Below are 15,588 nucleotides of genomic sequence, written 5' to 3'. Positions count from 1 at the left end.
ACGCCCCGGACGTGGTCCTCGTCCCCGTCGCGGGCGCGGCCGGTGACGATACCGCCACCGCCGCGCACGCCCGCACCGCCCACGCCCTGGAGCTGCTGCGCACCTGGCTGGAGGACGAGCGGTACGCCGCGTCCCGGCTGGTCTTCGTCACCTGTGGCGCGGTCGCCACCGACGCACGGCAGGCACCGGACCCGGCGGCCGCCGCGGTCTGGGGCCTGGTGCGGGCCGCGCAGAGCGAACACCCCGGCCGCTTCGGTCTGCTGGACCTCGACCCCGACACCACCGAGCCCGCCGCCGAGCCGCTGTCGTGGGCCCTGGCCCTGGCCCTGGACGAGCCGCAGACCGCCGTCCGCGGCGCCGCCGTCCTCGTCGCGCGGCTCGCCCGCGCCCGGGTGGCGCAGGGCGGTACGGAGTGGGACCCCGAGGGCACCGTGATCCTCACCGGAGCCACCGGCGGCCTGGGCCGCGTACTGGCCCGGCATCTGGTCGCCGAGCGCGGCGTACGGCACCTGCTGCTCGCCAGCCGTCGCGGCGCCGACGCCGACGGCGCCGCCGACCTCGTGGCCGAACTGACCGGTCTCGGCGCGCAGGTGGCCCTCACGGCATGCGACCTGGCCGACCGCGCCGCCGTACAGCGGCTGCTGGCCGGTGTCCCCGCCGAGCATCCCGTCACCGCCGTCGTGCACAGCGCCGGCATCCTCGACGACGGCGTGATCGAGTCGCTCACCCCCGAGCGGATCAGCGCGGTCCTGCGGCCCAAGGCCGACGCCGTCTGGCACCTCCACGAGGCCACCCGGGACCTGGACCTGGCCGCCTTCGTCGTCTTCTCCTCCCTCTCCGGCACCGTGGGCGCGGCGGGCCAGGGCAACTACGCCGCCGCCAACGCCTTCCTCGACGCGCTCGCTCAACTGCGCCGCGCCCAGGGCCTGCCGGGGCTCTCCCTGGCCTGGGGCCCGTGGCAGCCCACCGGCGGAATGACCGGCGGCCTGACGGACGAGGACCTGGACCGCCTGGCCCGTATGGGCACGCCCGCGCTCACCGAGGAACAGGGCATCGCCCTCTTCGACGCGGCCACCGCCACGGACGCCGCCGTCCTGCTGCCGACCCGGCTCGACCTGTCCGTGCTGCGCGTCCAGGGCTCCGAGGGCGGAGTGCCGCCGCTGTGGCGCGGCCTGATCCGCACCCCGGCCCGCCGCGCGGTGGTCTCGGGTCCGGAGGCCGCCGTCACCCTCGTACAGAAGCTGTCCCGGCTGGCGGAGACCGACCGCCGCGAGGTCGTGCTCGACCTCGTGGCCGGCCAGGTGGCCGCCGTGCTCGGGCACTCCACCACCGCCGACATCGACGCGCGGCGCCCGCTGCGCGAGCTGGGCTTCGACTCGCTGACCGCCGTGGAACTGCGCAACCGGCTCAGCGCGGCCACCGGCCTGCGCACCGCCGCGACGGTCGTCTTCGACCATCCGACCGTCGACGCCCTCGGCGCGCACCTCCTCGCCGAACTCATGGGTTCCCAAGCTGCCGCGGCGCCCGGTGCCCCCGTGCCGCCACCGACGAGGACCCCGTCGTCATCGTCGGCATGAGCTGCCGCTACCCGGGCGGCGTCGCCTCTCCCGAGGACCTGTGGCGGCTGGTGAGCGAAGGCTCCGACGCCATCTCGGGCCTGCCCGCCGACCGGGGCTGGGACCTGGACGCGCTCTACGACCCGGACCCGGACCGCACCGGCACCTCCTACTCCCGCTTCGGCGGATTCCTGCACACCGCCGCCGACTTCGACCCCGCCTTCTTCGGCATGAGCCCCCGCGAGGCGGTGGCCACCGACTCCCAGCAGCGGCTGCTCCTCGAAGCCTCCTGGGAGGCCGTCGAGCGCGCCGGCATCGACCCGGTGTCCCTGCGCGGCAGCCAGACCGGCGTGTTCGCGGGCGTGATGTACAACGACTACGCCACCGTGCTCTCCGGCGGGCAGTTCGAGGGCCACCAGGGCAGCGGCACCGCCGCGAGCGTCGCCTCCGGACGCGTCTCCTACACCCTCGGCCTCGAAGGCCCCGCCGTCACCGTCGACACCGCGTGCTCGTCCTCGCTGGTCGCCATGCACTGGGCGATGCAGGCCCTGCGCGCGGGGGAGTGCTCCCTCGCGCTGGCCGGCGGTGTCACGGTCATGTCGACGCCGGGCGCCCTCATCGAGTTCTCCCGGCAGCGCGGCCTGTCCCCGGACGGCCGCTGCAAGGCGTTCTCCGACAGCGCCGACGGCGTCGGCTGGTCCGAGGGCGTCGGCGTCCTCGTCCTGGAACGCCTCTCGGACGCGCAGCGCAACGGGCACGAGATCCTGGCCGTCGTCCGCGGCTCCGCCGTCAACCAGGACGGCGCCTCCAACGGTCTGACCGCCCCCAACGGCCCCTCCCAGCAGCGGGTGATCCGGCAGGCGCTGGCCGCCGCCGGGCTGACCGCCACGGACGTCGACGCCGTGGAGGGCCACGGCACGGGCACCACCCTCGGCGACCCCATCGAGGCCCAGGCGCTGCTCGCCGCCTACGGCCAGGAGCGCGACCCGCAGGGCCCGCTGCTGCTGGGCTCCGTCAAGTCCAACATCGGCCACACCCAGGCCGCGGCCGGCGTGGCCGGCGTCATCAAGATGGTCATGGCCATGCGCCACGGCGTGCTGCCCCGTACGCTGCACGCCGACGAGCCGTCCTCGCACGTGGAGTGGGACTCCGGAGCGGTGCGCCTGCTCACCGAGGAGACGCCCTGGCTGCAGGCCGGCCGGCCGCGCCGCGCCGGCATCTCCTCCTTCGGCTTCAGCGGTACCAACGCGCACCTCATCGTCGAGGAACCGCCGGCCGCCCCCGAACAGCGCGAACGGCCGGCGCTCACCCCGGCCGTCGTGCCGTGGACGCTGTCGGGCAAGAGCCGGGCGGCGCTGCGGGACCAGGCCGCCCGCCTGCGGTCCTTCCTCGACGAGCGCCCTGGCCTCGACCCGGCCGACGTCGGCCTCTCTCTCGCCACCACCCGCTCGGCCTTCGACCAGCGCGCCGTCGTGACCGGCGACCGTGACGAACTGCTGCGTGCTCTGTCCAGCCTGGCCGCCGACCGCCCCGACCCCGCGCTCACCGAGGGTGAGACCGGCGGCGCCGGCAAGCTCGCCGTGATGTTCGCCGGGCAGGGCAGCCAGCGCCCCGGGGCGGGGCGTGAACTCGCCGCCCGTTTCCCCGCGTTCGCCAAGGCCCTGGACGAGGTGACCGCCGCCCTCGACCCGTATCTGGACCGCCCCCTCAAGGACGTCCTGTCCGCCCCGGAGGGCAGCCCCGAGGCGGCGCTGCTGGACCGCACCGAGTGGACTCAGCCGGCCGTGTTCGCCATCGAGGTCGCGCTGTACCGGCTGCTGCGCACCTGGGGGATACGCCCCGCCGTCCTGCTGGGCCACTCCGTCGGCGAGATCGCCGCCGCGCACGTCGCGGGCGTCCTCACGCTCCCCGACGCGGCCCGCCTGGTCACCGCGCGGGCACGGCTGATGCAGGAACTTCCCTCCGATGGCGCGATGTTCTCCCTGGAGGCCGCCGAGGACGAGGCCGCTCCGCTGCTCGCCGGGCGCGAGCACCAGGTCTCCCTCGCCGCCGTCAACGGCCCCCGCGCCGTCGTCATCGCCGGCGACCTGGCCGCCGCCGAGGAGATCGCCGCCCACTTCGCCGCGCAGGGCCGCAAGACCAAGCGCCTGAAAGTCAGCCACGCCTTCCACTCGCCGCTCATGGAGCCCGCGCTCGACGGCCTGCGCGAGGTCGCCGCCCAGCTCGCCTACGGCGTGCCGGAGGTGACCGTCGTCTCCGGCCTCACCGGGCGGCCCGCCACCGACGACGAACTGCGCTCCCCGGACTACTGGGTCGCGCACGCGCGCGGCACCGTACGCTTCGCCGACACCGTGCGCGCCGCGCACGCCTGCGGCGCCGGCACCTTCCTCGAAATCGGCCCCGACAGCGCGCTGTCGGCCCCCGCCCAGGACACCCTGGGCGACGAGACGGACGCGGACTTCGTCGCACTGCTGCGCGCCGGGCGCGGCGAGGAACGCAGTGCGGCCACCGCCCTGGCCCGGCTGCACGTACGCGGCACGGCCGTCGACTGGGCCGCGTACTACGACGGCACCGGCGCGCGTACGGTCGGCCTGCCCACCTACGCCTTCCAGCATGAGCGCTACTGGCCCGAACAGGCCCCAGTACGCCTGGCGCAGGGCGCGGCCGACCCCGCGGACGCCGAACTGTGGAACTCCGTCGAACGCGGCGACGCCGCGCAACTGGCCACTCTCCTGGGGCTGCGCGACGAACAGCACGCCTCCCTGTACGCGCTGCTGCCCGCGCTGTCTTCCTGGCGCCAGCAGCGGCAGGAGAAGGCATTGCTGGACTCCACCCGCTACCGCGTCACCTGGCAGCCCGTCCGGGCGGCCGCCGCGCCCGTACTCGACGGCACCTGGCTGCTCGTCACCGCCGACGGCATCGACACCGACGAGACCCTGGACGCGCTGCGCGGCCACGGCGCCCAGTTCGAGACGCTCGTCCTGGACACCGCCTGCCGCGACCGCGCCGAACTCGCCGCCCGGCTCGACGCCGTACGCACGGAGGAGCGCGTCTTCTCCGGCATCCTGTCCCTGCTCCCGCTCGCCGACCGGCCCGGCCACCGGCCCGGCGCCGAACCGCCGGCCGGACTCGCGCTCAGCATCGTGCTGACCCAGGCGCTCACCGACACCCCGCTCGACGCCCCCCTGTGGACCCTGACCCGCGGCGCGGTCACCACCGGCCCGGACGACGCGCTCACCAACCCCCTCCAGGCAGCGGTCTGGGGACTGGGCCGCGTCGCCGCCCTGGAGCACCCGCAGCTGTGGAGCGGCCTGATCGACCTGCCGGCCGTTCTCGATGCCCCCGCCACCCAGCACCTCGTCAGTGCGCTGGCCGCCCAGGGTGGCGAGGACCAGCTCGCGATCCGCGCCACCGGAACGCTCGGCCGGCGCCTGGTGCGTCACCCGCGGGCCGAACTGCCCCCGGCCGACGCGTTCACCGCGCGCGGGACCGTCCTCGTCACCGGCGGCACCGGAGCGCTCGGTGCCGAGACCGCGCGCTGGCTCGCCCGCAGCGGCGCCGACCACCTGATCCTCACCAGCCGCCGCGGCCCCGACGCCCCCGGCGCCGCCGAACTGGCCGCGGAGATCGAGGAACTGGGCGCCGAGGTCACCATCGCGGCCTGCGACACCGCCGACCGCGACGCGCTCGCCGCACTCCTGGCTTCCGTACCCCCGGAGCGCCCGCTGACCGGCGTCGTGCACGCGGCCGGCGTCGGCCAGAACGCCGCCTTCGCCGGGACCCCCTTGGACGACGCCGCGGCGGTGATGGCCGCCAAACTGCTCGGCGCGGCCCACCTCGACAACCTCCTCGACGGCCACGACCTGGACTTCTTCGTCCTCGTCTCGTCGATCGCCGGAGTATGGGGCAGCGCCGGGCAGAGCGCCTACGGCGCCGCCAACGCCTACCTCGACGCCCTCGCCGAACACCGCGCCGCCCGCGGCCTGGCCGCCACCTCCATCGCCTGGGGCCCCTGGGCCGAGGCCGGAATGGCCACCCACGAGGCCGTCACCGACGAACTGCACAAGCGCGGGCTGCGCTTCCTCGCACCCACGACCGCCCTCACCGAACTGCGGCGCGCCGTCGTCCACCAGGACGTCACCGTCACGGTCGCCGACATCGACTGGGAGCGCTACCACCCCGTCTTCACCTCCACCCGCCGCAGCGCCCTCTTCGACGAACTGGCCGAGGTCCGGGCCCTGGTACGTGCCGAGAGCGACACCCGCAGCGCCGCGCCGGAGTTCGCCGCCCGCCTCAGCGGCCTGGACCAGGACGGACAGGAGCGGCTGCTGGCCGACCTGGTGCGGGCCGAGGCGGCCGTCGCCCTCGGCCACGATTCCGCGGACGCCATCGCCGAGCGGCGGGCCTTCCGCGACGCCGGCTTCGACTCGCTGACCGCCGTCGAACTGCGCAAGCGGCTGGCCACCCTCACCGGCCTGAAGCTGCCCGCCACCCTCGTCTTCGACTACCCGACCCCCGCCGTCCTCGCCCGCCATCTGCGCGAGGAGATCCTGGGCACCGGCGGTGGCCAGGACGCCCACGCCGCGGTCGCCGTACCGGGCCGCTTCGACGAGCCCGTCGCCATCGTCGGCATGAGCTGCCGCTTCCCCGGCGGCGTCCGCTCCCCGCGGCAGTTCTGGGAGCTGATCTCCGAAGGCGTCGACGCGATCACCGACTTCCCCGTCAACCGCGGCTGGGACACCGGGCTGCACCACCCCGACCCGGACCACCCCGGCACGACGTACTCCAGTCAGGGCGGCTTCCTGCACGACGCGGGCGAATTCGACGCCTCCTTCTTCGGCATCTCGCCGCGTGAGGCGCTGTCGATGGACCCCCAGCAGCGGCTGCTGCTGGAGACCACCTGGGAGGCGTTCGAGCACGCCGGGATCGACCCCACCACCGTCCACGGCAGTGCGACCGGTACGTTCATCGGCTCCACCTACCAGGAGTACGGACTCGGCGTCGAGGACGGCTCCGCGGGTCACCTGGTGACCGGCACCAGCCCCAGCGTCCTCTCCGGACGCCTGGCCTACCTCTTCGGCCTCGAAGGGCCGGCGGTCACCGTCGACACCGCTTGCTCCTCGTCCCTGGTCGCCCTGCACCTGGCCTGCCAGTCGCTGCGCAACGGCGAAAGCTCCCTGGCGCTGGCCGGCGGCGCGACCGTGATGACCAACCCCAACCCGTTCGTCGCCTTCAGCCGGCAGCGGGCCCTGGCCGGCGACGGCCGCTGCAAGGCGTTCTCCGAGGGCGCCGACGGCATGACCCTCGCCGAAGGCGTCGGCGTCCTCGTCCTGGAACGCCTTTCGGACGCGCAGCGCAACGGGCACGAGATCCTAGCCGTCGTCCGCGGCTCGGCCATCAACCAGGACGGCGCCTCCAACGGCCTGTCCGCCCCCAACGGCCCCGCCCAGCAGCGCGTCATCCGCCAGGCCCTGGCCAACTCCGGGCTGGCCCCGGCGGACATCGACGCCGTCGAGGCCCACGGGACCGGCACCGCCCTCGGCGACCCCATCGAGGCGCAGGCCCTGCTCGCCACCTACGGTCAGGACCGCGACCCGCGCACCCCGCTGCTGCTCGGCTCCGTCAAGACCAACATCGGCCACACCCAGTCGGCGGCCGGCGTCGCGGGCGTCATCAAGATGGTGCTGGCCCTGCGCCGGGGAGAGCTGCCGCGCACCCTGCACGCCGGCACCCCCTCCAGCCACATCGACTGGACGCCCGGCACCCTCGCCCTGCTGAACGAACCCGCCGACTGGTCCGAGGGCGAACGCCCGCGCCGCTGCGCGGTCTCCTCCTTCGGCATCAGCGGGACCAACGCCCACACGATCCTCGAAGAGGCCCCCGACCACGCGAGACGGCCACCGACCGGCCGGTGCCCCCGGCCGGTGACGCCATCCCCTGGGTGCTGTCCGCCCGTACCCCGGGCGCGCTGCGCTCCCAGGCCGCCCACCTCGCCGCCCACCTCGACGGGGACCAGGCACCCGGCGCGCTGGACGTCGCCCACAGCCTGGTGGCCACACGCACGCTCTTCGACCACCGCGCCGTCGTCGTCGGCACCGACGACCGGGCCCGGCGCGCGGCCCTCGACGCCCTCGCCACCGGCGGTTCCGCCCCCGGCGTCGTCCAGGGCACGGCCGACACCGACGGCAAGACCGTCTTCGTCTTCCCCGGCCAGGGATCCCAGTGGGCCGGCATGGGAGCGCGTCTCCTGGAGGAATCCCCGGTCTTCGCCGAGCGCCTGACCGAATGCGCCACCGCCCTCGCGGAGTTCACCGACTGGTCACTGCTCGACGTGCTGCGCCAGACCGAAGGCGCGCCGACCCTGGACCGTGTCGACGTCGTCCAGCCCGCCTCCTTCGCCGTCATGGTCTCTCTGGCCGCGCTGTGGGCCGCGCACGGCATCACCCCCGACGCCGTAGTCGGCCACTCGCAGGGCGAGATCGCCGCGGCCGCCGTCGCCGGGGCACTCTCCCTGGAGGACGCGGCCCGCGTCGTCGCCCTGCGCAGCCAGGCCATCGCCCGCGGGCTGGCCGGATCCGGCGGCATGCTGTCGGTCCCGCTGCCCGCCGCCGACGTCGAACAGCGACTCGCCGGGGCCATCGGGTACAACGCCCTGTCGATCGCCGCCGTCAACGGCCCCGGGTCCACCGTCGTCTCCGGCGCCACCGCGCCGCTGGACGCCCTGCAGGCCGAACTGGTCGGCCAGGACATCCGCGCCAAGCGCATCGCCGTGGACTACGCCTCGCACTCCGCGCAGGTCGAGATGGTGCGGGACGAACTGCACACCGTCCTCGCGCCGGTACGCCCGCGCCCGGCGCAGGTGCCCTTCTTCTCCACCGTCACCGGTGACTGGCTGGACACCACCGGCATGGACGCCGGCTACTGGTACACCAACCTGCGGCAGACCGTCCGCTTCCAGCCCGCCATCGGCGAACTCCTCGGCCAGGGCCACCGCTTCTTCATCGAGGTCAGCTCCCACCCCGTCCTGTCCATGGGCATCCAGGCGACCGCCGAGGAAGCCGGCGGCGCGGCCGCGGTGCTCGGCACGCTCCGGCGGGACGCGGGCGGGACCGACCGCTTCCTGACCTCCCTCGCCGAAGCCTTCGTACGCGGCGCGGACGCCGACTGGGCCGGTGTCCTCACCGGCACCGGCGCCCGCCGCGTGCCGCTGCCCACGTACGCATTCCAGCGCGAGCACCTGTGGGCGATCCCCGACCGGCCCAGGAACCGGGCCGAAGCGGACCCCGCGGACGCCGAGTTCTGGACGGCGGTCGAGGAGGAGGACGTCGACGCCCTCGCCTCCAGCCTGCGCCTGGACCGCGACTCGCTGGCTCCGGTCCTCCCGGCCCTCTCGGACTGGCGCAAGCGCCGCCGCGACCTGTCCACCGTGGACTCCTGGCGTTACCGCGCCACCTGGAAGCCGCTGACCAGCCTGCCCACGGCGACCCTGACGGGCACCTGGCTCGTCGTCGCCCCGGAAGGGGCCGACACCGACACCCTCACCAACATCCTCGCCGCTCACGGCGCCGAGGCGCGCGCCATCGCCCTGGACGACGCCTGCGCCGACCGCGCGACCCTGACCGGGCGCCTGTCCGAACTCGGCGACGCGCCGGACCTCACGGGCGTGGTGTCCCTGCTGGCCGGGGCCGAGGGGCACAGCACCGCGCACCCGGCGCTCACCCGCGGGCTCGCCCTGACCCTCGCGCTCGTCCAGGCACTCGGCGACGCCGGAGTCGACGCACCCCTGTGGTGCCTGACCCAGGGAGCCGTCGCCACCGGCCGCGCGGACCGGCTGACCCACCCCGACCAGGCCCAGATCCTGGGCCTCGGCTGGACCGCCGCCCTCGAACACCCGCAGCGCTGGGGCGGCCTGGTCGACCTGGCCGAACAGCTCGACCAGCGGGCCGGTGAGCGCCTGGCCGCCGTCCTGACCGGCCGTACCGGCGAGGACCACCTCGCGCTGCGCCCCTCGGGCGTCCTCACCCGCCGCGTCGTACGCGCCGCTCCCGCGGACCCCGCGCCCGCCCAGCCGTGGACGCCGCGGGGCACCACCCTCGTCACCGGCGGCACCGGCACGCTCGCCCCGCACCTGGCCCGCTGGCTCGCCCAGCAGGGCGCCGAACACGTCGTACTCACCAGCCGCCGCGGCCCGGAGGCGCCCGGCGCCGACGCCATCGTCCGGGAACTGGCCGAGATGGGCTGCGAGGCCGGTGTCGTCGCCTGCGACCTGACCGACCGCGACGCGGTCGCCCGGATGCTCGCCACGCTGGAGGCCGAGGGCCGCACCGTACGCACCGTCGTGCACACCGCCGTCACCATCGAACTGGAGACGCTGGAGGAGACGACCCCCGACGCCTTCGCGAGGGTCCTGGACGCCAAGGTCACCGGCGCCCGGCACCTGGACGAACTCCTCGGCGACGACCTCGACGCCTTCGTCCTGTACTCCTCCACCGCCGGCATGTGGGGGAGCGGCGCGCACGCCTCCTACGTCGCCGGCAACGCCTACCTCAACGCCCTGGCCGAACAGCGCCGCGCCCGCGGCGCCCGTGCCACCGCCGTCTCCTGGGGCATCTGGGCCGACGACCTCAAGCTCGGCCGCGTCGACCCCGGCCAGATCCGCCGCAGCGGACTGGTCTTCATGGACCCCCAGCTGGCCCTCACCGGCCTGCGGCAGGCCCTCGACGACGACGAGACGGTGCTGGCCGTCGCGGACGTGGACTGGGAGCGCTACCACCCCGTCTTCACCGCCGCGCGACCCACCCGGCTCTTCGAGGATCTGCCCGAGGTCCAGCGGCTCGAAGAGGACACCAGCCACGCCGCGGACTCCGGCAGCGAGTTCGCCGCCCGGCTCCGCGGGCTGGCCCCCGTCGAGCAGGACCGGGTCCTGCTGGACCTCGTCCGCACCGAGGCGGCCACCGCGCTCGGCCACGCCTCACCCGACGTGCTCTCCGGGCAACGCGCCTTCCGCGACGTCGGCTTCGACTCGCTGACCGCCGTCGACCTGCGCAACCGGATCGCCGCCGTGACCGGGCTCGCCCTGCCGAGCACCATGGTCTTCGACTACCCCAACCCGCTCGCACTCGTCGCCTACCTGCGCGAGTCCCTCGCCGGGTCCGCCACCGGTACCACGGCCGTGAACAGCGCCACCGCCGCCGGCGACGAGCCCATCGCCATCATCGGCATGAGCTGCCGCTACCCCGGCGGCATCGGCTCGCCGGAGGACCTGTGGCGGCTGGTCACCGACGGCGGCGACGCCATCGGCGAGTTCCCCACCGACCGCGGCTGGGACGCCGAGGGCCTCTACGACCCCGACCCCGACCGGGCCGGCCACACCTACTCCACCCGAGGCGGCTTCCTCCACGAAGCCGCCGACTTCGACGCCGCATTCTTCGGCATCTCGCCCCGCGAGGCCCTGGCCATGGACCCGCAGCAGCGCCTGCTGCTGGAGACCTCCTGGGAGGCGATGGAGCGCGCCGGCATCGACCCTGCCACTCTGCGCGGCAGCAGCACCGGCACCTTCATCGGTGCCAGCTACCAGGATTACGGGGCCTCCGGAGCGAGCCCGGAAGGCGCCGAAGGACACCTGATCACCGGCACCATCTCCAGCGTCCTGTCCGGCCGGCTCTCCTACACCTACGGCTTCGAGGGCCCGGCCGTCTCCCTCGACACCGCCTGCTCCTCCTCGCTGGTCGCCCTGCACCTGGCCTGCCAGTCCCTGCGCAACGGCGAGAGCTCCCTGGCCCTCGCGGGCGGCGTCAGCATCATGTCCACGCCTGGCGCGTTCGTCGGCTTCAGCCGGCAGCGCGCGATGGCCGCCGACGGCCGCTGCAAGGCGTACTCCGATCAGGCCGACGGCATGAGCCTGGCCGAAGGCGTCGGCCTCCTCCTCGTCGAACGGCTCTCCGACGCCCGCCGCAACGGGCACCGGGTCCTGGCCGTGATCCGCGGCTCCGCCGTCAACCAGGACGGCGCCTCCAACGGACTGACCGCACCCAACGGCCCGTCCCAACAGCGCGTCATCCGCCAGGCCCTGACCAACGCCAAGGTGGACGCGGACGGCGTGGACGTCATCGACGGACACGGCACCGGTACCGCCCTCGGCGACCCCATCGAGGCACAGGCCCTGCTCGCCACCTACGGCCAGGGCCGCGACCTTGAGCACCCGCTGCTCCTGGGCTCCGTCAAGTCCAACATCGGCCACACCCAGATGGCGTCCGGCGTGGCCAGCGTCATCAAGATGGTCTTGGCCCTGCGCCACGGCACCGTGCCGCAGAGCCTGCACATCGACCGGCCCTCCTCGCACGTCGACTGGAGCTCCGGCGCCATCCGCCTGCTCACCGAGCCGCTCGCCTGGCCGAGCACCGGACACCCGCGCCGCGCGGGCGTCTCCTCCTTCGGGCTCAGCGGCACCAACGTCCACACCATCCTCGAACAGGCCCCGGAGGAGCCGGCCGAGGACCACGCCGAGACCGCGCCGGCCCGCCCGGCCGATCCCGCACCCGTCCCCCTGACCCTGTCCGGACACTCCGAAGCGGCCCTGCGCGCCCAGGCCGGGCGGCTCCTGTCCCACCTCACCGACCACCCCGGACTGCCGCTCACCGACCTCGCGTACTCCCTCGCCACCTCCCGGGCCGAACTGGAACACCGCGCGGCCGTCGTCACCGACGACCACGGCACCCTCGTCCGCGCCCTGACCGCGCTGCGCGACGCGGAACCCGACGGCGGGCTGCTCACCGGCCGCCCGGACCGTGGCCGGCCGGCCTTCCTCTTCACCGGGCAGGGCAGCCAGCGCCCCGGAATGGGCCGTGAACTGTACGACCGCCACCCGGTCTACGCCGAGGCCCTGGACGCCGTACTGGCCCGCTTCGACCTCGAACTCGACCGCCCGCTGCGGGAGATCCTGTTCGCGGAACCGGGCACCCCCGAGGCCGAGCTGCTGGACGACACCGGCTACACCCAGCCCGCCCTCTTCGCCCTCGAAGTGGCCCTGTTCCGCCTCGCCGAGTCCTGGGGCCTGCGTCCCGACTACGTCGCGGGCCACTCCATCGGCGAATTCGCCGCCGCGCACGCCGCCGGAGTCCTCTCCCTGGAGGACGCCTGCACCCTCGTCGCGGCCCGCGGCCGCCTGATGGCGGCCCTGCCCGCGGGCGGCGCCATGGCCTCCGTCGAAGCCACCGAGGACGAGGTGGCCGCCGTGCTCGCCCCGTACGAGGGGCGGGCCGCGGTCGCCGCCGTCAACACCCCGGACTCCCTGACCGTCTCGGGCGACGAGGACGCGGTCCTCGCCGTGGCGGCCCACTTCCAGGAACTCGGCCGCCGCACCAAGCGGCTGCGCGTCAGCCACGCCTTCCACTCGCCGCACATGGACCCGATGCTGGCGGACTTCGCCCGCGCCGTCGGCTCCGTCACCTGCCACGCGCCCACCGTGCCGCTGGTGTCCACCGTCACCGGCGCGCTCCTCACGCACGAGGAGCTGGCCACGCCGGAGTACTGGACCGGACAGGTCCGCGGCACCGTCCGCTTCGCCGACGCCGTACGGCACCTCATCGAGCACGGCGTGACGACCTTCTTCGAGCTGGGACCGGACGCCGTGCTCAGCGGCGCGGTACGCGGCTGCGCCGGCGAGCAGACCCACGTCACCGCCGTCCCGGCACTGCGCCGGGACCGGCCCGAGGACCCGGCACTGACCACGGCCCTGGCCCGGCTCCACCTCCACGGCGTCGGCGTCGACTGGGACGCGGTGTTCGCGGGCAGCGGCGCCTGCCGGACCGACCTGCCCACCTACCCCTTCCAGCGCGAGCGCTACTGGCCCGAGGCGGCAGCCGGAACCGCCGTGGCCGCGGAGCCCGCCGACGCGGCGGACGCGGAGTTCTGGTCGGCGGTGGAGCGCGCGGACCTGGCATCCCTGGGCTCCTCGCTCGACCTGGACGACGACACTCTCACCGCCGTCGTGCCCGCCCTCTCCGCCTGGCGGCGCAAGAGCCGGGAACGCTCCACCGTCGACGGCTGGCGCTACCGGACCACCTGGAAGCCCCTCACCGGAACGGCCACCGCCGGACGCCCGGCCGGGACCTGGCTGGTACTCGCACCGGCCGACGGCGACCAAGCCTGGCTCGACCCGGTCGCCGGCATCCTGGGCACCGACGCCGTACGGGTGGACGTCACCGCCCCGCAGCGCCGGGACCTCGCCGAACGGCTGAGCACCCTGGCCGACGGGCACGGTCCGTTCGCGGGCGTCCTGTCCCTGCTGGCGACGGCCGGCGAAGACACCGATGACACCGATGACCGTACGGCCACGGGCCTGCTGCTCACGGCAACCGCCGTCCAGGCCCTGGGGGACGCGGGCATCGAGGCCCCGCTGTGGTGCGTGACCCGCACCGCCGTCGCCGCCGACCGCGCCGAACACCCGGCCCGGCCTGCCCAGTCAGCCGTCTGGGGCCTGGGCAGAGTGGCCGCACTGGAACACCCGCAGCGCTGGGGCGGCCTCGTCGACCTCCCCGACGAGCTCGACGGCAGCACCCTGCGCCGCCTGACCGCCGTACTCGCCGACAACGGCGGCGAGGACCAGCTCGCCGTACGTACCGCAGGCACCTTCGCCCGCCGCCTGGCACACCACCGAGCCGCACCGGCCACCGAGACGGACACATTCCGCCCCACCGGCACCGTGCTCGTCACCGGCGGCACCGGCGCGCTCGGCGGCCACGTCGCCCGATGGCTGGCCGAAGCGGGCGCCCAGCACCTGCTGCTGGTCAGCCGCCGCGGTCCCGACGCCCCCGGCGCCGGTGACCTGGCCGCGCAGTTGGAGGACCTGGGAGCCCGGGTCACCGTCGCGGCCTGCGACACGGCCGACCGCGACGCGCTCACCGCCGTACTGGCCTCGATCCCCGAAGAGCACCCGCTCACCGCCGTGTTCCACACCGCCGGCACCGTCGACGACGGCACCCTGGACACACTCACCCCGGAGCAGTTCACCTCCGTCCTGCGCGCCAAGGTCACCGCCACCCTCAACCTGCACGAGACGACCCGCGACCGGGACCTGACCGCCTTCGTGCTCTTCTCCTCCGTCGCCGGCACCCTCGGCGCACCCGGCCAGGCCAACTACGCCGCCGCCAACGCCTTCCTCGACGCCTTCGCCGAACACCGCCGCGCCCACGGCCTGCCCGCGACCTCGGTCGCCTGGGGCCCCTGGGCAGAGACCGGCATGGCGGCCGACGGCACCGGCATCCAGGACCGCGTCCGCCGCGGCGGCTTCACCCCCATGGCGCCCCGGCTCGCCCTCACCGCCCTGCGCCGGGCGATCGAGCACGACGCCACGACGCCGACCCTCGCCGACATCGACTGGCAGCGCTACGCGGAGGTGTTCACCGCACTGCGCCCCAGCCCCCTCGTCGGCGACCTGCCCGAACTGCGCAGGGCCGCGCCGTCCGCCGGAACGGAAACCGCCCTGCGGGAACCGGCCCTGCGTCGGCGGCTCGCCGGTCTCTCCCCGGCCGCACGCCCGCGCTTCGTCCTGGACCTGGTACGCACCCAGGTCGCCGCGGTCCTCGGACACACCGGCACCTCGGGCGTCGGCGCCGACCGCGCCTTCAGCGACCTCGGCTTCGACTCCCTGACCACCGTCGAACTGCGCAACACCCTCACGGCCACCACCGGCCTGAAACTGCCCACGACCCTCGTCTACGACTACCCGACGCCGACAGCCCTCGCCGACTTCCTGCTCGCCGAACTCCAGGGCACCCTGCCCGAGCCCGGCACTCCGGCTCCCGCCGGCCGGGCGGCGGACGACGACCCCATCGCCATCGTCGGCCTGAACTGCCGTTTCCCCGGGGGCGTACGGTCCCCCGAAGACCTCTGGCAGCTGCTCAGCCAGGGCGAGGACGCCATCTCCGGCTTCCCCACGGACCGAGGCTGGGACCTGGACGCCCTCGCGCAGGGCGCCTCCGCCACCCTCGAAGGCGGCTTCCTCGACGGCGTCGGCTTCTTCGACGCCGCC

Annotated in this window: 1 protein-coding gene and 1 pseudogene (1 of these 2 cut by a window edge); both read left to right on the top strand. The window is 74.9% G+C overall.

Annotated features, from left to right (window positions below):
- Window positions 1-71: 71 nt before the first annotated feature.
- A pseudogene (locus ACEXOX_RS03410) lies at window positions 72-7,498 on the top strand (type I polyketide synthase); the annotation flags it as partial.
- On the top strand, window positions 7,468-15,588 hold the 5' end (the start) of the coding sequence (locus tag ACEXOX_RS03405; protein WP_406518997.1) for a type I polyketide synthase. Its footprint extends 9,093 nt past the window's final position; only the first 8,121 of its 17,214 coding nucleotides appear in the window; its start codon is at window positions 7,468-7,470; its stop codon lies beyond the right edge, outside the window. The pseudogene ACEXOX_RS03410 and the gene ACEXOX_RS03405, both read left to right, overlap by 31 nt.

This window comes from Streptomyces sp. Ac-502, assembly GCF_045222935.1.
GTDB classification, from domain to species: domain Bacteria; phylum Actinomycetota; class Actinomycetes; order Streptomycetales; family Streptomycetaceae; genus Streptomyces; species Streptomyces monomycini.
Note: the sequence above shows the minus strand (reverse complement) of the source record. Positions and strands in the feature narration are given on the sequence as shown.